Consider the following 19,697-nt stretch of genomic DNA (forward strand, 5'->3'; position numbering starts at 1 on the left):
AGACGAGGTATGGCCGCCAGAGATCGACATCGCGGAAAGTGTGTCGGGTCGACGTGAGTCGATGTCATCTTTCATTCATTGGTCCGACGAAGGTGAGCATCACTTCGCACAAGCGGACACAACTGGTCGATTCGACGAATGGCATACCGTCGGTGTGGAGTGGGGCCCGGGAATTGTTCGATACCTTGTCGACGATAGTGAGTGGGCTGAATTCGAATCATCTTTTGTTCCATCGACTTCCATGTGGTTGGGGATTCAGGCGCAAGCCGGGGCATGTGACAAGCAGAGGGAGTGGGGAACGGGGGATTGCCCGGTTTCGGGGTCGCCGGCAATCGCTGACATCGATATCGATTGGGTCAGCGTCTACTCGCCCGATTTCGCGGCTCTGGCAGCTGTCGAGTCTGCGCGAAGTACTGATCTCGAACTGATCGAACTGACTCCACGTCGGTAGTAGCTGTGGATTAATTGTCGCTGAAAATTTATACCTTTAGTCCCAATTGGTGCGTTATGCTCTGGTAGCAGATGAACATTCACTGCGACTAGACGGTGGCATGATGGTAAATCCACGGCAGCGTGTTTCGAAGCGGTTCTTCGGTTGGCTCAATCTTCTTCTTCTGTCTGTTCTAGTGGGAATAGTGCCGCAGGCAACTGTGAGCGCAGCTCCGCTGTGTTCTTCGGTAGCGAGCTCCGGTACCAAACCTGCTCCGGTCGGGAATATTTCGACCTGGCCGAAGTGGCGCCAGATCTTCATCGACAACTTCGACCGGTGTTCGCTGGGCGGGGACTGGGGTCCTTACTATGGTGCACCAGGTGGCAATTCGGCGAGCTGGTGGGATCCGTCGATGGTTCGCCTCGACGGTGGCAAGTTGCAGCTTCGTGCGCAACAAGTAGATGGTCGATGGCTCACGGGTGGGGTTTCCAACTTCACCCGCGCGCAGCAGTATGGCAAATGGGAAATGAGATTTAGAGCAGACAAGTCCGACGAGATCAGCTTCCATCTTCTGTTGTGGCCGAAGAATGAAATATGGCCCCCCGAGATCGACATTGCGGAAACTGTTGACGGAAACCGGAAGTCGATGTCGGCGTTCGTACACTGGAATACACCGACAGATGGATTCGGTCAGGGGCAAGCAGACATCACAGGCGACTTCAGCAACTGGAATACGGTGGGAGTGGAGTGGGGGCCAGGAATTGTTCGCGGCACTCTCAACGGTCGCGTGTGGACTACGTTCGAATCTGCAACCAAGGTTCCGGCGACGCCGATGTGGCTCGGACTGCAAACCGAGTCCGGGGCCTGCGCGCGGAAAGTGGCGTGGGGAGTGGGGTCCTGTCCATCTGCGGGTACGCCTGCGGTCTCGAACGTCGAAATCGATTGGGTGAGCGTCTATGCCCCCGGCTGGTGATCGACCGTCGATTCGTTGGATTCGATTTGAGTCGGAGTACGTGCGGCGCGTCGCAACATTCCGACCAGTGGAACCGAAACAATTGCTGCGGAGAGAATTTCGGCCGCGAGGTAGGACCAGCCGACACCGGCTATGCCGACGTGAGGTGTCAGGACAATTGATCCGGCGATGACCACGATGGTGTTGAGTACTTGCGCAACAACAGCCGAGCCCATTCTTTGGTACACCCTGGCGAGTGCGTTGTGTAGAACGACGAGTGCGGATATCGGAATGATGATCGCAGACAAGCGAAGTAGGGTCGTGCCTTCTGTCCGATAGTGATCGCCGACGGATCCCAGCGCAACCGGTGCCACGAGTGCGAGAAAGATTGCACCGAGAACGGCGAGTCCGGACAGTAGTGCGATGAATCGACGGGTCAGTGACTGTATCTGCGTCGGAAAGGCGCTCGCCTCTGAGACGAATGGGCCCATGAGCATGTAGAAGAGTACGAACAGGGCGCTCACCAATGCCCAGGTTATCGCGAAGTATGCATTCTCCTCCGCGCCGAGAAGTGAAATGACAACGAGCGGCACTGCAAGCGGGGCAAGGGAACCGAGCGTCATGAGGCCGTACGAGTGGCCGAAGTACGACCACAGTTCACGTGCAGGGGGAAGTGCCGGTTGGGCCGCGGACTCACCTCGCGTGCGCAGTTTCCGACGTATCGCAACACCGAGGACCAGGGCCGCGATCGCCGCCGACCCACCCCAGGCTCCGACGACAGCAAGTTCATGCGCTGTGAATGCCAGTGACGCGACAAGAGCTAGTTTGGCGATGGCATGAACGATGTTCTTCGCGGCTGACCACCTCGCAACTCGAAGACCGTTGGTGGTCTGGTCTTCGAGGGCGAACAGCGCGAGGGTAACGACGAGCCCTACATACGAGAGCATGGCCCACCCCGAGGAGAACAGTTTTTCACGTGGACCGAACATCAACAGTGCGGTGGCGAGGATTGTCGCGAGGAGCGCTACGAGGAGATATCCGCGCGCCACCAGTGCGCCGGCACGGCTTCCTGCCAAAGGTAGGAATCGCTCGTACATCGATCCGAGGCTCAACGTAGACAGAGTGGACAGTACCACCGCCGAATTGATCACCGCAGATGCCCGGCCGACAACGTCGACCGGATACATCCGAGCTGTGACTGCCCAGAACACCAGCCCGAGTACTGCCGTGACGGCGCCCGAGATCAGCACGGCGATCGAGTCGTACTCGAACTTGCGCTTGTCTGTAGCTGGCGTTTCTGGTGATGCCACGGTTGTGACCGGTGATGAGTGCGTCATGTCCACTTTCGGAAGTCGATCTTCCGATGCTACTTGCCAGTAGTTAACTTGTGCATGTCGACGGGTCGGTCAAAATTGCTCTATTGAGAATCGTTGCACTTCAAGGCGGGTGATAGCGCGAATAAATTGTGAAATTCCATGTGCGAGCGATTTGCCTGATGCGACCGACTGGTCGGGTTTGTGCAGTCCAGTACGATGGCGCCGTGGCTAATGGCGAGGGCGAAGTATGTGCATGCGGTCATGCAGAGGTGGCACACAGCCATCATCGTGCGGGAACCGACTGCGCCCTCTGTGACTGCGTCAGGTTCAAGCGTCGTGGGAGCATACTTTCCCGTCTGCTTCGCTGAACAGCTGGTGTCAACGCTTGGAGTGTCGGCCACCTGACGTGGGGCCGGCCTTGACCGCGCTACCGGGCGGACGGGCGAGAATCACGGCGATGGCAGTGGTGAGTGGAACCGAAAGCGCCAGGGCTATTCCGCCGACAGCGGACCTTACGATCTCGATTGCGACGGCGTCACCGACCAGGACGTCCTGAAGAGGGCGCCCGCTGACGCTGAAGAGCAGTAGCAGTGGCAGCGCCCCACCCGCGTACGCGAGAACCAAGGTGTAGACCGTGCTGGCGATGTGATCACGTCCGACCCGCATCGCACCGCCGAAGACTTTTCGACGGGACGCATGCTTGTCGAGTTCGGCCAACTCGAATGCCGAGGATGCCTGGGTGATGGTGACGTCGTTGAGAACGCCGAGCGAGCCGATGATGAAGCCCGCCAGCAGCAGGCCGGTAATGTCTATGTGCTCGATATAGGTCTGAACATTGGTGTTCTGCTCTTCAGACAAACCGGTGAGGTGTGTCAGTTCAATGCAGAGGTAGGAGAGAACCGCGGCGAGCACCATGGCGGCAAGGGTGCCGAGCAAAGCAGAACTGGTCTTGAGTGAGACCCCGTGCGCCAGATAGAGAACCGCGTACAAGATCACCGCCCCGGCGACCAGCGCAACCGGTATCGCAGGCTTGCCGTCGAGCAGAGCGGGTAGGAGAAACCCGACGACTACGCCGAAGGCGATCACCAGGCCGACGAGTGCGCGCAGCCCTCTCCACCGTGCGACTGCGATGATGACGACGGCGAACGCGATGACGATCAACGCCAGCGGGAGCCCACGCGAATAGTCTTCGAAGGAGTACTGCGTGTTTCCGTTCGGGTCGGTCTGACGCACCAGCCGAATGTGGTCACCCACGCGAAGGTCCGGCTGACCGGCGCCCGGAATGACCTCGAGCAATGTCTTCGTTCCGGCATTCGGCCCGGATTCGATATCGACGATACTTCGCTGGCACTGGTAGGCGGAGGTAGGCGGCGGTTGCGGGGCACCGACGAATACCCTTCCGGCGGAGGAACTTCCGCAGTCGCCGAGATCCTGCATCGTGACGGTGCCCGCCTCGGTTTCCACCGAGCTGCCGTCGGCATTCTGGAAGGGGAGTGGGACGGGAATGGTGTTCTTGTCCGGCCACAGTGCGACAGCTGCCGCGACGACGACCATGCCGATGACGACGAGCAACCCGATGACGACGCGTGATGCGGTGGGGCCGATCTGAATGGGGCCACCGTGGCCATGGCCGTGACTCATCGGAAACTGAGTGTCGGACTGGGGATTTGCACCGGTGCAATGTTATCGGCTCCGAAGCGAATGGTCAGCTTCTGACGGCAGTGTCGGTGAAAGGCAGTGTCGCCGCAAGGCAGAGTCGGCGAAAACCGGTGCTACCGATGAGGGGTTGTGAAACTGGGATTGGTCGAGCTGGGTGGCGGGGAACAGGGGGGGTTGTCCCCGCCACCAACCTGGTATCCACAGGGGGGGGAGGGATACCAGGTGCTCGCGGCACCGAAGTGCTGCTAACTAATGTACCCAATTTCAAACCGATTTGGCGCGTTGTCCAACTACCAATTTCACAACGAATCACGTACCGGTTGGACCGTTTTCACATCGGGGCAGGTCACTAAATAGTTAAAGAGTCAATCAAACCGCATGGTTTGCGAAAAATGTGACCAAGGTCGCACAAATGCCCCGCAGTTTTACGTTTACGGGGCATTTGTACAACGAATTGTTTACTCGATTTCAGCCGGATTCAGCGTGAGAATCTACTGTTTGTAACTGGTGAGGAAGTTGCCGAATCGCTCAATGGCCACGGCGAGATCTCGGGCCCACGGAAGGGTGACGATCCGAAGGTGATCGTGATTCGGCCAATTGAACCCGGTGCCTTGAACCATCAGGATCTTCTCCTGGAGAAGCAGGTCCTGAACCAACTTCTCGTCGTCGTGGATCTCGTAGACGTTCGGATCCAGACGAGGGAACGCGTAGAGCGCGCCGCGAGGCTTCACACACGAAACGCCCGGAATCATGTTCAATCGCTCCCAAGCGACGTCGCGCTGCTCGAGCAGGCGGCCGCCGGGCAGGATCAGGTCTTCGATGCTCTGGTGACCGCCGAGGGCGACCTGAATGGCGTGCTGTCCGGGGACGTTGGGGCACAGACGGGTCGACGCCAAGAGATCGAGTCCCTCGAGGAAGCCGGCCGCGTGATCCTTCGGGCCCGTGATCGCCACCCAGCCGGAGCGGTAGCCGGCGACGCGGTAGGCCTTCGAGAGGCCGTTGAACGTCAGGCACAGCAGATCAGGGGCAAGTGTTGCCAGCGAGATGTGCTTGGCGTCGTCGTAGAGGATCTTGTCGTAGATCTCGTCGGCGAGCAGCAGAAGCTGATGCTTGCGTGCCAGATCGACCAACTGCTGCAGAACCTCCATCGAGTACACCGCACCCGTGGGGTTGTTCGGGTTGATGACGAGGAGAGCCTTGGTCTTGTCGGTGATCTTGGATTCGATATCGGCGATATCGGGATTCCAGTCGTTGGCCTCGTCGCAGAGATAGTGGACGGGCGTGCCTCCGGACAAGCTCGTCATCGCAGTCCACAGGGGGTAGTCCGGTGCTGGGATCAGAACCTCGTCGCCGTTGTTGAGGAGGGCCTGCATGGTCATCGTGATCAGTTCGGAAACACCGTTGCCGAGGTAGATGTCGTCGACGTCGAGCTCGGGGAAGCCGGGAACCAGCTCGTAACGCGTCACGATTGCGCGCCGCGCCGACAGAATGCCCTTCGACTCCGAATAGCCCTGTGCATAGGGCAGGGCGGCGATCATGTCCCGCATGATCACATCGGGGGCGTCGAATCCGAACGGTGCCGGGTTGCCGATGTTGAGCTTGAGGATCCGGTGTCCTTCCGCCTCCAACCGGGCGGCATGCGCGTGCACCGGTCCACGGATTTCGTACAGGACGTTCTGGAGCTTCGACGACTGCTCCAGCTCGCGCTGCGGCTGACGGTGGCGGACGGGTTCTGGTGTGCTCACGAGTTACATGATTCCACCACTGTGCAAGTGCATTGTCGGGGACCGTGTCGCACGCCCCGTTGGCTATTGTCGAGCGATGACCCCCAGCGAGCAGATTGCAGCCCCGTACGGATCGTGGACTTCTCCGATCGGAGCAGCTGATCTGGCTGCAGGTGGGCACCCTGTCGAGGGTGGACGATACGTCGGTGACGAGATCTGGTGGGCTGAACTTCGTCCGACCGAGGGTGGTCGGACCTCGATCCGTCGATCTGGTCTCGACAACCAACCCGTCGACATCCTCCCCGCGCCGTGGAACGCGCGAACCAGGGTTCACGAGTACGGCGGTGGCGCCTGGACGGTCACCGAGTCCGGAAAACTGGTCTTCAGTGAATTCTCCGATCAACGGGTGTACATCCTCGAAGGAGTCACTCCACGGGCTCTGACGCCCGAACCGGCGTCGCCGGCCGCGTGGCGATACGCAGACCTGCAGATCGTGAACGGCGAGGTGTGGGCGGTTCGGGAAGCGCACGCGGAGGACGGGGCGATCACTCGCGATATCTGCGCGATTCCGCTGGACGGTTCCGGCAACATCCGCTCGATCGTCGGCGGCTCGGACTTCCTCTCGTCACCGAGGCTTTCGCCGAGTGGAACCAAGATCGCCTGGATCGCATGGAACCATCCGCAAATGCCCTGGGACGGTACCGAACTGCGGGTAGCTCCACTCGTCGACGGCGTCGCTCAGGCGTATTCCGTGCTGATCGGCGGACTTGAAGAGTCCGTCCTGCAGCCGGAGTGGATCACCGACGACGAACTCTACGCAATCAGCGATCGCAGCGGCTGGTGGAACATCTATCGCGTCGGCGGCAAGATCAGCCCGATTTGCCCGGTGAACGCGGATTTCGGTGGCCCGCAGTGGCGCTTCGGTGGGCGCTGGTTCGTCGAACTCGGCAACGGGCACCTTCTCACCGCACGCACCGTCGGAACCGACACGCTGGCGGTACTCGACCCGGCGTCGGGGGAACTGCGCGACATCGCGACCCCGGGTGTCACCAGCATCGGCCTCATGCAAGTTCGCGGCGATCGGTTACTGCTCATCTCGGGAGGCGCGAAACTGGCGGGCGCGCTACGTGAACTGGACCTCGGTACCGGCGAACTCACCGAAATCCGTTCGTCGGTCGAAGAATTGCCCGAGTCTGCCTACCTTCCGGAAGCGCGAGCCGTCGTGGCTCACGGACACGGGCGAGAAGTTCACGCCGTTGCGTATCCGCCGCGCAGTCCGCGATACAAAGGGCTCGACGATGAACGACCGCCGTATGTCGCGTTTGTTCACGGTGGGCCGACGGCGCACGTCGCACCGGCCCTCAACCTCGTCTACGCCTTCTTCACCAGCCGCGGAATCGGCGTCGTCGACGTGAACTACGGCGGGTCGACCGGTTACGGACGTGAGTACCGTAATCGATTGCGTGGTCAGTGGGGTGTCGTCGACGTGCAGGACGTCGTCACCGCCGTCAACGGGTTGGCCGAGCAGGGGCTTGCCGATCCGGCCCGCCTTGCCATCGAAGGCGGATCCGCCGGTGGTTGGACCGTTCTGGCCGCACTGACGACGTCCGACGTGTTCGCTTGTGGTGCTTCCTATTTCGGCGTGGCCGAACTGGACCTGTTCGTGCAGGAAACTCACGATTTCGAATCGCGTTACGTCGACGGTTTGATCGGCCCGCTGCCGGAATCTGCCGACCTGTACGCGGAACGTGCTCCACTCAACAACGTCGACGGGTTGAACTGCCCGGTGTTGCTTCTCCAGGGTCTCGACGATCCGATCGTGCCACCCTCGCAGGCGGAGCGATTCCGGGATGCTCTGGTGGCCAAGGGCATTCCGCACGCGTACCTGGCCTACGAGGGTGAATCTCACGGATTCCGCAAGCAGTCGACCATCATCAGCTCGCGCAACGCCGAGCTGTCCTTCTACGGGCAGGTGCTCGGATTCACTCCACCCGGCATTCCGACGATCGAGCTGTGGAAGCCTGTGATCAGTAGCTGACGGCCCCGTGGCTGCGCGCGAAGGCCGCCAGGATCCGACTTGCCACCAGTGACGGGGTCGACAGGTCGGCCCACGTCCACCTCGCGACCTCCCACCCTGCGTCACGGAGTCGGTCTTCGCGGAGCTTCTCGTTCCAGAGCGCGTCCTCGGGGCTGCGACCGGCGGGCACCAGTCGGCCGTACTTGACGCGGCCGTCGAACTCTCCGATGGTGCGCTGCTCACGCCACAGGAAGTCGACGCGGCCGGCGAACCCTCGGGCGTCGTGGATGTCGACCTGGGGTTCGGGGAGTGGCAGGTGTTCGTGCAGGAACAATGCGAGGCTCCGTGATTCACCGACGCTTTCGATGCGGGAGTCCATCGCGGTGAGCGCGTGGAGCGCATGTCGATGGCGCGGATGGTTCGGGCTGAGTGCCAGCGAGGCTGCAACCGCGTCCTTGGTCAACCTTGAACGGTGCAACGCTGAATTGCCCACGACGAGAGCCTGTTCGAAAGTGAGTGTCCTCGCGAGATCCGCAACAGTTCGTGCCGGAGTCGTGACGCGCAGCCCATCGACTTCGGTGATCTCGTTGTCCGCCAGCCATGTCGAGTGCACGTGACGTCGAGCGGACTTTCGGCCACCACCTCGCCGGTTCCGGGACAGGTGAACGACCTCGAGCGGAGTGTTCCAGAGTTCGAAACCGTGCAGAACCGCAGCCGAGACGTGGCTGACAGTGGCACAGGGTGAAGCGGCGCAGGCCACGGCCTCTGCCCGCAATCGATGTCGTCCGTATGCGTCGAGGCGGGACAGGTGGCCGCTGTCCACGTACGCACCACGATGGATTCTGGCCCAGGTTCCACTAGCGCAGGCCTGTCGGATCTCGGCATCGGTGCGACCGATCGACAGTTGGTCCGGCCTGCGGATGATATGTGTCTGTTCCCCCATGTCGATCGATCTTGCTGCGCCCGGCGATGGAAAGGAAGCCGTGACCCCGGGGGTGTGGATAGCCGTGAGTGAACACCACTTGTCCACAGTTCGAACCGGTTTCGCGTCGCTGGAGAGGGTGTTCGGTATGGGGAAACGGTGGCAGGTTCCCGGTGTCGCGCTCTAGGAAACCCTTGCGTCCGGATCGTTCGCGTGCCAGGCTGTTCAGCTATGACTACAGGAAAGGCGGACACCGCCACCGTCGCGTGAGCGCCGCACCGATTCGCTCGTCGGCATCACATCGAGCGACATTGCCCGAGAACTTCAATCTCTTCGATGAAGACAGTCTGGCCCTGGAAAAGATCCGCGACGTGTGGCTCGAGCGCGGATTGTGTACTCGTCCTGCTGATCGAAACACCGCAGAAGCCTCTGTCGCGCAACTGTATCGACGCTCCGGGCTCCCGAAACCGGAGTTCGTCTGGGTCCCGTCGCCGTCTGCTGGTTCGGACCTGATCGTCACCGAAGGACTGTCGACCAAGATGTCATTGGACGGCACCGGCCTCGACTGCGCTTCCGGGTATATCGCGAGCATGTTTGCGGCTTCGCGCCGACGCATGGACGCGCGAATCGAATGTCGGAGAACTGGCTGGCAGATGGAACGCCGGCAGGGGGAGCGCCTGATCAGGGCGTCCATTTGGGAATCGTTGCACACCACGCTGTTCGACGGCGTCGCAGCTGCGATACGAACGATGTCGACTCCGGTGGCCGGGGAAGTGACCTGGTACGGGCAGCAGGACGCACATCGAATCGCGTACTACGACACATGTCATCGATTCGGTCTTGCGACTTTCCGCTCGGAAGACCGTGAACTCCTCGACGTGCAGACCGCACTGGCCGACTCGACCGGGTGGTGGTGGGCGTTCGACGACGTGTGCATCATGGCGGAACGACCCACCGCCTTACATGCCGAACCGATTCCGGGCAGCGCGCAGGGAGCACGGCGCTTGCATCATTCTGATTCCCCCGCAATCGAATTCGTAGACGGTACAACGGCGTTCGTTCTACACGGAGCGATCGTTCCAGAGTGGGTAGTGCTCGACCCCACCGCCGAACGCATCGCGCACGAGCGCAACGTCGAGATCCGTCGATGTGCAATCGAGCGGATCGGCTGGGATTCCTACATCGAGCTGGCGGGCCTGACACTGGTCGACCAAACCGACGATCCCGGTAACGCCGGTTGCCTGCTGCAGCTCTACGCGTCGCCGGAGGGCTGGGGTCGAAGTGGACGGATTCTCCTCGCGGTCAACGGTTCTCTCGAACGCGACGGGCATCGGCGTCGATACGGCCTTCACGTACCCGGATGGTTTACCTCCGCGTTGGATGCCGCCGGATGGACTTACGGCATCACCGGTACCGACTATTCCCGTCTCGTTCGTCGAACCTGAATCCCGAACCCTCTACCCTCAATCCTCAAACCCTGGGAGATACTTATGAACTCGAACATGACCTTGTCCGCTCTCACCACCCTCACCGGCCTGGATGTCTTCGACTACCTGGACCAGGAAGTGTCCATTCCTGTGATCGACGGACTTCAGGCGCAAGGCGATCTCATCGTGGTCCCGTTTTCGCTGCTCGCAAATATCGTGGCGCCTCTGCCATGGACACGCTCTGTGAGAGTGCCGCTCTCCGGCGTGGAACTGCTGCGAAGTGCGGCGGGAGGGAACCCCCACAGTCTGGTTGCAGACGAAGGGGAGTGCACGTGGTCGACGCCGGTGAAAGATGCTCGGGGCCTTGCACTCGGCATGCTCGACGCCCGAGTGACCGCGTACCTCATCCACCCGGAGCACGGCGCGACCGGCATCGCTCCGGGACGATACGTCATCGGCCGGCAGCAGGAAAGGGGCGTCGGGCGTGCGCGCGGTGCGGTGATGCTTGTCGCCGATTGACACGCCGGCCTCGAGTTGGCGGGGGAGTGAGCACCACTTGCACAGGGCGAGCACCGGTTTCCGTGTGCTGGACGGTGTGTCGGGTCGAGGGAAAGGGTGCTCGGTCGGCAAAGGCTCCCGCACAAACACGAATGCCCTCACCGTGACGGTGAGGGCATTCGCGTGTGGTGCGCTTACTTCTTGCGGCCAGGAGCCTTCGCGCCGGCCTTGAATCCGAGTCCGCCTGCCTTGGGGGCGGGCGGCGCGGCAGCAGGCGCCGGAGCTTCCGCGGGTGCGGACGCCTCAGGTGCTTCGGCGGGTTCTGCCTTCACAGGTTCGGCCTCGGGAGCCGGGGCCTCTGCAGCCGGCGCCGGGGCCGCAGCGGGAGCTGCCTTCCGGGCACCGGGAGCCTTTGCGCCCGACTTGAATCCGAGTCCGCCGGCCTTGGCAGCAGGCGGAGCCTTCGGGGCTTCCGCCTCGGCGGCCGGAGCCTCTGCCGGTGCAGCCGGAGCCTCTGCCAGAGCCTCTGCCGGAGCAGCAGCAGGTGCTTCAGAAGCAGGAGCAGCCTTTGCACCAGGAGCCTTGGCCCCACCCTTCATCTGCAGTCCCTTGCCGCCGGGTGCCTTGGCGCCGGACGCCAGGCCCAGACCCTTCGGCTTGGCGACGGGTGCAGCAGCCTCAGCAGCCGGAGCTTCCGCTGCCGGCGCGGCAGCGGCCTTTGCTCCGGGTGCCTTGGCGGCGCCCTTCATCTGCAGTCCCTTGCCGCCGGGAGCCTTGGCCCCGCCTGCCAAGCCGAGACCCTTGGGCTTTGCGACAGGTGCTGCCGGTGCAGCAGCTTCGTCAGCGGGAGCTTCCGCGCTTGCGGCGGGAGCCGCTTTCTTGGCGCCGGGAGCCTTTGCCCCGCCGGCCATTCCGAGCCCCTTGCCTGGTGCCTTGGCGCCGGGAGCTTTCGCACCTGGTGCTTTGGCGAGTCCCTTCATGGCCAGACCCTTGCCTGCCGGTGCAGCCTTGGCTTCGGGAGTCGCGGCAGCTTCCTCGACTTCGGCGACCCGATCCTGCTCGTCGGTCTCAGCCTTTGCCTCAGCAGCGACCGGTGCCTTCTCGCGCGGGATCACTTTGATGTTCTCGCCGAGCTGGGCGGGATCGAGACGAGTGACGGAGTTCAGCATCAGCTGCGCGACATCGACGACCTCGACGCCTTCGCCCTGGCCTTGCTCCTGGCGGGCAGTGACGCCGTCGGTGAGCATGACGCGGCAGAACGGGCAACCCGTGGCGATCTTCTTGGGGTTGGTGGAGAGCGCTTCGTCGACGCGGTCGACGTTGATGCGCTTGCCGATGTTCTCTTCCATCCACATGCGAGCACCACCGGCACCACAGCACATGGAACGTTCGCCGTGACGCGGCATTTCGACGAGCTTGGAGCCTGAGGCTTCCATGAGTTCACGGGGAGCGTCGTAAACCTTGTTGTGGCGTCCGAGGAAGCACGGGTCGTGGTAGGTGACGTCTTCGCTCACGGACGCAACCGGGATCAGCTTCTTCTGGCGCACCAGACGGTTGAGCAGCTGAGTGTGGTGCACGACCTCGTAGTCGCCGCCCACCTCCGGGTACTCGTTGCCGAGGGCGTTGAAGCAGTGCGCACAGGTGACGACGATCTTGCGCTTCTTCTGCTCGATACCGTCGAAGACCGAATTGAGCATCTCGATGTTCTGCATCGCGAGCTGCTGGAACAAGAACTCGTTGCCGGCACGACGTGCGGAGTCGCCGGTGCAGGTTTCGTCGGCGCCGAGGACCATGAACTTCACTCCCGCGGTGGCGAGGAGTTCGGCGACAGCCTTGGTGGTCTTCTTGGCACGGTCTTCGTAGGCGCCGGCGCAGCCGACCCAGAAGAGGTACTCGTAGTCCTCGAAGCTGTCGGCGTCCTTGCCGAAGACAGGGATCTCGAAGTCCATCTCGTTGATCCAGTTGAGACGGTCCTTGGAGTTCTGACCCCAGGGGTTGCCCTTGTTCTCGAGGTTCTTGAACAGGCCGGCGAGCTCGGAGGGGAACTCCGATTCGATCAGGACCTGGTAGCGACGCATGTCGATGATGTGGTCGACGTGTTCGATGTCGACGGGGCACTGTTCGACGCAGGCGCCGCAGTTGGTGCAGCTCCACAAGGTTTCGGCGTCGATGACCGGGGCCATCTCGCCTTCGACGGTTTCACCGACGAGCTTGCGGTCGGCCTCGAGGCGTGCCGCCTCGGGGATGGCTGCGAGGGCGCCTTCCTTGACATTGCCTTCGCTGTCGACGAGACCGATCTCGTCGCCGCCCATGTCCTTGCGTCCACCAGCGAGCAGGTACGGGGCCTTGGCGTAGCCGTGGTCACGCAGCGACATGATGAGCAGCTTGGGCGAGAGCGGCTTTCCGGTGTTCCACGCGGGGCACTGGGACTGGCAACGACCGCACTCGGTGCAGGTGGTGAAGTCGAGCCAGCCCTTCCAGGAGAAGTCTTCGATGTTTCCGGCGCCGAGAGTGTCGGTGTCGGGGTCGACGTTCTCCATCGTCAGGACTTTGCCCTTGGACATCATGGGCTTTGCCGCGCCGAGGGCGACGGTGCCGTCGTCTTCACGCTTGAAGTAGATGTTGAAGAACGCCGAGAAGCGGTGCCACGCGACGCCCCAGGTTATGTTGCGGCCCACGATCGCGAGCCAGATCATGCCGGTCATCAGCTTCACGAATGCGAACACCGAGATCATGACGGGGCTGGCGGGAAGCAGTTTCGCGACCTGCATGGTGAAGAAGTCGGTCCACGGGTTGGCGTGACCGTAGGTCGCGATCTTGCCTGCCTTGACCATGATCATGCCCAGGCCCTCGAGCAGGACGATGCCTTCGATGACGTAGGCAGCCTTGAAGTTGGAGCCGCCGAAACGGGACAGGCGCGCGGGCAGACGCGGGTGGTTGAGCTGACGGATCACGATCAGCGTGGTGATACCGATGACGGTGCCCAGGCCGAGGATCTCGTCCCACAGGTGCCACGCCCACGTGTTACCGAAGATGGGCCAGTGGAACTCGGGGTTGAACGTCTGGCCGTAGGCCTCGAACCACAGCAGGAACCCACCGAGGAAGCCGACCATGACGAGCCAGTGGGCCCAGCCGACGCTGCGGAACTTGTTCATGCGCGTGTGCGCGATGAACTCGATGATCATCTGCTTGAAGCGAGGGAAGAACGGGCGCCATCGATCGGGTGCCGACTGGCCGATGCGCACGGTGTTGAACATCCTCAGCGCGCCTGAGAGGAAGATGTACCAACACACCAAGCTCAGCAGAGCACCAATCGTGCCCAACGTAATCGTCAGGGCATTCATGTCGCGGCCTTTCGTTTCAGGGCGACGCGTCGGCCACCTCGGGACAGCCCACTGATACTAACCTGCGTTATGTTACCCGCCAGTAACTAGCATTACCAGCCTGTAGGTACCGGCTGGTAACCGCTCGTGGCCTGGAGAGATCGATCTTCTGCGTCGGACGGGCTGGGCCAGACGCAGACATGTCTGGTCGTCACGTTAGGCGGTGCCCGTCAGGTGTCCATCTGTCAGGCAGCCCTAAGTCGGGTTCCGAGCAGGTGAGAACAACCGACCGGCTGTTATCGTTACGCCCGTCACGCACAGGGGAAACGGGTGGTGTGAGTCATCGACTGACGCCCGCCCGATCCCGGGGAGGATCAAAAATGTTCATTCGAAAAGCTGCGGCCGTCGCAGCGATGACCATTGCCGCTACGGGCATCGCTGCAGGTACTTCTTACGCAGCTCCGGAGACGTCACCCGACGTTTCGTACACCGCCGAGGTCGTCGACCAGGCCGTTGTCACCACCATCGACGCCGGAGCATTCCGGGTCTCGGGCGACGGAACTCACGTCGACTTGCAGAACAGCCAGGGCGCAACTCTCGTGAGCCTTCCGCTCGCGTTCAACCTCGGCGACGTTCAGTTCCCGTTCGACGAGACCGTCAGTGAGGACGGCAAGACCCTCACCCTCAAGCCGAACCTGGACCCGGCCAGCTCCAAGCCGAAGCCGGTCGCTGCCGAGTTCACCCCGGTTGCTTCGCCTGACGAGGATCAGAAGGCAATCGAGAAGTTCCAGTCACAGCTCGGGCTTGCCACGCAGATCGGTAGCCTCACCGGCACGATCGTCGGGGCGGTCATCGGTTGCATCGTGGGTCTGCCCGGCCTGGTCGTCGGCTGCCTGCCCGGCATGGTCACAGGGGCCGGTATCGGTGGAGTCGCCGGTACCATCCTCGCCGGCGGCGGAACCGCCGTCGTCGCGGGCTTGGACCTGATCAAGGTTCTGAACGCTCCGGCTGGAACAACTCTCTTCCAGTAGAACGTCACGAACGCCGAAACGGGCGCCACACCTTCAGAAGGTGTGGCGCCCGTTTTGCTGTCTCGAGGAATGCGTGTGATCAGTAGTCGCGAACCTTCAGGCCTGGGTTGGCGGCGAGGATGTCGTTGATCGGCGTCGCGTACTGGGTCGGGGCTTCTTGCCCGAACAGTGTCTCTGCCTGAGCGATCTCGCACAGGGGAGAGGTGGCGACGTTGGACGCACTCGTGATGCCCACTGCCAATGTTCCGGAGACGATCGGGCCACCGCTGTCACCCTGCAGGACGCAGATGTTGGTGGTGAAGCCGTTGTCGAGGGTGTGATCCAAAACCTTTGCGACGCGGTTGACGCCGGTGACGACGCCGCAGCTGAAGCCCGTGGTCGATCCTGCCTTGCAGACCGGGGCGCCCACGACAGGATCGGCGGTACCGGTGATGTTGACCGAGCGGTTGAACGGGACCCGCACGCTGTTGTTCTCGAAGCGGTACTTCGCGTTGTCGTCGATGTTGATGATCGAGTAGTCGCGCCCGTCGAAGCTGCTCTTGGCGAAGTACCCGACGCGGGGCCCGGTCTGGTTGTTCACCATCGGGAAGACCTGGCTGGAGTTCGAGGTGCCGGCAGCGGCGCGATTGGGATCACAGTGACCGGCGCTGATGTTGACCGTGCGCCCTGAACCGTCGGTGCCGTTGAAGCCGAACGAACAACGCAGTCCAGTGTTACCGGAGGTTGCGCCGAAGGCGTCTCCGCCCAGTGCGGCGTCGCCGGTTGCGGATCCGGTTGCGGGGATGAGGTCCGCGACGATCGGGGGAACCAGTAGCGGAGCAGCGGTATGGACGACGGTCCGCTTCAGGAACTCAGGCAATTCGATGCCGGCGGCAGGATCGGCGGTGAGGGCGACTCCGTTGCCGACGACGTCGACGGCAATGCCACGCACGAGGTCTGCGACCTCGGCAGGCTGCGAATCGAGCCAGGTGTTGAGTGCCGAGAGTTGACTTTGCAGAGCCTGCTCGCTCTGCGCGACGTCCTTGACCTCGAAACCGGCCTTCTCGGCGGCCTCGCGGGCAGCATCCTTGTCTCGACCGTCAGCGAGAGCGACTACGCCCTTACCGAGGTCGTCGAGCCACACTCCGGCAAAAGAGTCGGGAAACTGGACGCGCGCGATGGCGGCGAACTCCGCGAGCTTCTGCGCGAGTTCGGAACGCGAGACGAACTGGTCGGGCGTCAGCGCCAAGTCGTGCTGTAGGGCTTCGGCGAGTTCGACGGGCAGATGGGCTGCCTGATCGGATACCCCGGATTCGTTCGGTTCTGCGTTCGCGACCGCGGTGATCGGTCCGAGGAGCAGCAGCGCGGCCGAACCGAACACTGCGGCGCGACGTGCGATGGAGCTTCGCATGTGGGCCTTTCCACTTCGTTGACCGCGTACCACCCCCCTGGGAGCACACGGATACGGCTCACGGACTTGTGGTGAGCCGATCACAGTCGACCATGACTATATGGGTTCGAACGCGCTATTCCCACCCGTTACATGAGCAGACAGCGCTGACCCCGACCGACAACAGCACTGTGCCCGCCGATCGCGAAACGGATCGGCGGGCACAGTGCGTGAATCAGTGGTTGGTCAACCTGCAGTGCGGACGCGGATTCCGGCACCGACACCGCCACCGGAAGCGCGATCCGCCGCGTCGAGGATGTCTCCGACCGGAATACCCAGATTCGAGGTTCCACCGGAGGTCGCCAGTACCAGGTTCGCTTCGTTGCAACTGGGTGCTCCGCTGCTGTTGGAGCCGCTGGTGATGCCCAGAGCCAAGGTTCCGGAGACGATGGCGCCGCCACTGTCCCCGGCGAGGGTGCACGCGGTGCCGGCGAATCCGCGAACGGTTCGTGAATCACCGTCCGCCATGACCAGTTGAGTTTCGACGCGATCGGCTGCCACGACACCACAGGTGAAGGACGACGTCTGGCCGGACTTGCAGATGGGAGCGCCGATCACGGGACGTGCTGTTCCGGTGATCGCGAGGGTGGTCCCGTTGGCACCGCGGACGGCAGCACGGTCGAGGCCCGCGTCGATGCCGGACTGGTCGAACTTGATGACCGAGTAATCGAGATCGCCGGCGTTGTTGCCGACGGAAGACTGTGAGAATGCTCCGATCAACTGACTGTCGTCGACGTTCGCGTGATTCGGCAGGTAGACGGGCGACTTCGAACCCTCGGCCGGATTGCAGTGTCCGGCACTGATATTGAGAGCATTGTTCTGATCGTCGACGGCGTTGAACCCGAACGAGCAGACCGAGATGTTCTCGGTCGGTGTCTCGCGAATGGGGCCTGTCGACGTGATGTAGGTGTCGCCGCCGAGTGCTCCGGGATCAACCGATCCGCCACCGTCCGGGCTGAGAACGATCTTGGTGTTCTCGAGCAGGGTCGGAAGATTGAGCGCCTGCCCGACGGGGCTGTTCGCGACGTCGATGACGACCTGGTTGTTCAGGACGTCGATAGTCGCCGAATTGACTGCGCGTGAGATTTCCTTGGGCAGCCCGGCAATCCATCCGTTGACGTCGGCCAGCGTCTTCTCGAGGGTGTCGGCGGAGACGGGGGCGACGTGCGTGCGGTAACCGTCGTCGGCCGCGATGCGTGCAGCTTCGGTGGTGGTGACGGCTACGACGGGTTGACCGTCGAGTCCCATCCACGAGCCGGCGTAGTCGCCAGGGCGCGCGGACTTGAATTCCTGGGCGTATGCACCGAGTTCCTGAGCTTTGGCAGCGCGGTCCAGATACTCCTGTGGGGAGATCTTCAGATCGCGTGTGATCGCTTCGATCAGCTCAGCCGGAAGCTGATCTGCCCCGAGCTGTTCGACATGCGTGTCGGAGGCGGGCTCTGCCGATGCCGTCGTGGTGAATGGAGCTGCGAGCAGTAGTGCCGAGGCGCCGACCACAGCGGTGCGGATCGCCAACGAGTTACGCATGAAATCCCTTCAAGTCCCCGGCACCGAGCCGGTAGGTACCGCACCCACCATAGGGGAAAAGTTTCGACGAGGAATATGTGCCTATTGTCGGCAAGTCGAATTATTCTGTCTAACTTGGCATTCCGGGTCTCGGGGCCAATGGCATGACGGGCATGTCGGGATTCGGAACCACCGGATCGGTTGTGTCGGTCGGGTTGGACGGCTGCGTCGGCGTTGTCTGTGTATCAGTGGGGGCGGTCACGGCGGGAGTGTCCGGGGTATCCGGATCGACCGGATCCAGCGGTCCGACGACCGGCGGCAGGTTCTCGATCCGAAGGGGATCGATCTGGATGGTGATCGGCGATCCCTGTTGCGCGGGGACGTTCGCCGTAGTGGATTTCTCTGTACCGGTGCCCGGACTCACCGGAATGGGCTGGGATTCGGATGAGGTCGATTCCGCTTCGGATGCCCACGACTGCGCCGTCGGCTGCGCGCCGAGAGCGGGTACTTCCGGTGGGGGTGAGGTCGCTGATTGCGTGCCTGTCCCGGATGAACTCGTCGAGGTGGCAGCTGTGTCCGTCCCGGGGGACAGGGAAGATTGTGCGTCGAGAATCCTGGGTGCTGAAATGGTCGGAGTGTGTCCGATGATGACCGCGGCCGCGCAACCCGACACGGTCAGAAAGACTGCGGCGGCTGCTGCGGCGATGATCGGTCGGCGCTCCGACCGCCACTGGCGATTCAGCCAACCGTCGATGCTCGGTTCTTTCGTGACCGGTGCCTCCACGCCGGATTCCGGCTCCGGTTCGATCAGAACGAACGGCGGAAACTCTTCGGGGGTGTCCTCTGGCTCGGCAAAATCGGTTGGCTGGGGTTCGGGACAGGTAGAGGTGATCGAGAAGGGTGCGGCCAACGCTGCGGCTCCGCGAGCAGCACGGTCGTCGGCGTCCGGATCCGCGAGCCAAGCCGCAGAGGCTTCATCTTCTGAAATCAGTTCGACGCCGTCGAGATTCATGCTGTCGAGTGCGCCGCGCAGTACGTCGACGGAATCGCTCGACCAACCCGCGGGGATCACCGCAGAGATGTTCAGGTTCTGATCGGTGAGTGTTCGGACTTCCTTGACCAGGCAATACATTGCTGTCGCTACCAGTTCCTCCCCTCGCGTCATGTGCTCGGAGAAGTTGTCAGTATCGTCGGTGCCGACCCTGTCGAGGAACCCGCGCAACCCGGTGGACCCCGCCGCGGTTCCGCCTAGTTGCACGGTGCCGTCGGGGGCGTGGTGCAGAACCGATTCGCGTTCGAGGGTCACCAGCTCCGAGTCAGGTCTCGCGATCGCAGCAATGCTTCGTTTGTTGCCGACGGCGAGTCCGACTCCCCACTTCATAGCGATCCCCGTTTCACAGTTACCGAACTTTGCTCGGCAGGCATGTCCTGATTCCTGTGAAAACTATCACTTAAACGGATAT

At 62.3% G+C, this 19,697-nt stretch carries 13 protein-coding genes; 5 read left to right on the top strand and 8 right to left on the bottom strand.

Annotated features, from left to right (window positions below; all coding sequences use genetic code 11):
- The first annotated feature begins 635 nt into the window (after positions 1-635).
- Complete coding sequence (locus tag P0M12_RS18965; protein WP_158170303.1) at positions 636-1,403, top strand: glycoside hydrolase family 16 protein; 768 nt, start codon at positions 636-638, stop codon at positions 1,401-1,403.
- Here the strand turns inward: P0M12_RS18965 and P0M12_RS18970 are convergent.
- The 3 genes from P0M12_RS18970 to P0M12_RS18980 all read right to left on the bottom strand — a co-directional run bounded on the left by P0M12_RS18970 (position 1,385) and on the right by P0M12_RS18980 (position 6,102).
- Positions 1,385-2,692, bottom strand: a complete 1,308-nt coding sequence (locus tag P0M12_RS18970; RefSeq protein WP_230691577.1) for a lipopolysaccharide biosynthesis protein — start codon at positions 2,690-2,692, stop codon at positions 1,385-1,387. The two genes, P0M12_RS18965 and P0M12_RS18970, sit on opposite strands and share 19 nt — an antisense overlap.
- Before the next feature lie 384 nt (positions 2,693-3,076).
- Positions 3,077-4,339, bottom strand: coding sequence for a YibE/F family protein (locus P0M12_RS18975; RefSeq protein ID WP_003943628.1), 1,263 nt, complete (start codon positions 4,337-4,339; stop codon positions 3,077-3,079).
- A 509-nt stretch (positions 4,340-4,848) separates the two neighbouring features.
- Positions 4,849-6,102, bottom strand: coding sequence for a pyridoxal phosphate-dependent aminotransferase (locus P0M12_RS18980; protein WP_003943683.1), 1,254 nt, complete (start codon positions 6,100-6,102; stop codon positions 4,849-4,851).
- A 76-nt stretch (positions 6,103-6,178) separates the two neighbouring features.
- On the opposite strand from P0M12_RS18980, the gene P0M12_RS18985 reads away from it, so the two are divergent.
- Complete coding sequence (locus P0M12_RS18985; RefSeq protein ID WP_007726670.1) at positions 6,179-8,119, top strand: prolyl oligopeptidase family serine peptidase; 1,941 nt, start codon at positions 6,179-6,181, stop codon at positions 8,117-8,119.
- Here the strand turns inward: P0M12_RS18985 and P0M12_RS18990 are convergent.
- The gene (locus P0M12_RS18990) at positions 8,109-9,041 is read right to left on the bottom strand and encodes a hypothetical protein (protein ID WP_007726672.1); all 933 of its coding nucleotides are present in this window, start codon (positions 9,039-9,041) and stop codon (positions 8,109-8,111) included. The two genes, P0M12_RS18985 and P0M12_RS18990, sit on opposite strands and share 11 nt — an antisense overlap.
- 245 nt (positions 9,042-9,286) lie before the next feature.
- On the opposite strand from P0M12_RS18990, the gene P0M12_RS18995 reads away from it, so the two are divergent.
- Both P0M12_RS18995 and P0M12_RS19000 read left to right on the top strand, forming a co-directional pair.
- On the top strand, positions 9,287-10,465 hold the full coding sequence (locus P0M12_RS18995) for a DUF6745 domain-containing protein (protein ID WP_007726675.1): 1,179 nt from the start codon (positions 9,287-9,289) through the stop codon (positions 10,463-10,465).
- 45 nt (positions 10,466-10,510) lie between these two features.
- Entirely contained in the window at positions 10,511-10,966 is a 456-nt protein-coding gene (locus P0M12_RS19000) for a hypothetical protein (RefSeq protein WP_007726677.1), read from the top strand.
- Positions 10,967-11,139: 173 nt separating this feature from the next.
- On the opposite strand, the gene P0M12_RS19005 is transcribed toward P0M12_RS19000, so the two are convergent.
- A complete protein-coding gene (locus P0M12_RS19005; RefSeq protein WP_277376711.1) occupies positions 11,140-14,289 on the bottom strand; it encodes a (Fe-S)-binding protein in 3,150 nt (1,049 codons plus the stop codon).
- 359 nt (positions 14,290-14,648) lie between these two features.
- On the opposite strand from P0M12_RS19005, the gene P0M12_RS19010 reads away from it, so the two are divergent.
- The gene (locus P0M12_RS19010; RefSeq protein ID WP_003943407.1) at positions 14,649-15,299 is read left to right on the top strand and encodes a glycine zipper family protein; all 651 of its coding nucleotides are present in this window, start codon (positions 14,649-14,651) and stop codon (positions 15,297-15,299) included.
- Positions 15,300-15,378: 79 nt separating this feature from the next.
- Here P0M12_RS19010 and P0M12_RS19015 read toward each other — a convergent pair whose 3' ends face one another.
- From P0M12_RS19015 to P0M12_RS19025, 3 genes are all read right to left on the bottom strand, one after another.
- On the bottom strand, positions 15,379-16,689 hold the full coding sequence (locus P0M12_RS19015; RefSeq protein WP_007726683.1) for a S1 family peptidase: 1,311 nt from the start codon (positions 16,687-16,689) through the stop codon (positions 15,379-15,381).
- 225 nt (positions 16,690-16,914) lie between these two features.
- Complete coding sequence (locus P0M12_RS19020) at positions 16,915-18,255, bottom strand: S1 family peptidase (protein WP_007726684.1); 1,341 nt, start codon at positions 18,253-18,255, stop codon at positions 16,915-16,917.
- Between the two features lie 109 nt (positions 18,256-18,364).
- Positions 18,365-19,615 carry a hypothetical protein gene (locus P0M12_RS19025; RefSeq protein ID WP_275231803.1) on the bottom strand — a complete coding sequence of 417 codons (1,251 nt, stop codon included), beginning with the start codon at positions 19,613-19,615 and terminating at the stop codon, positions 18,365-18,367.
- Positions 19,616-19,697 lie beyond the last annotated feature (82 nt).

Origin of the sequence: Rhodococcus sp. RCBS9 (assembly GCF_029457415.1) — a bacterium.
GTDB lineage: Bacteria > Actinomycetota > Actinomycetes > Mycobacteriales > Mycobacteriaceae > Rhodococcus_F > Rhodococcus_F qingshengii.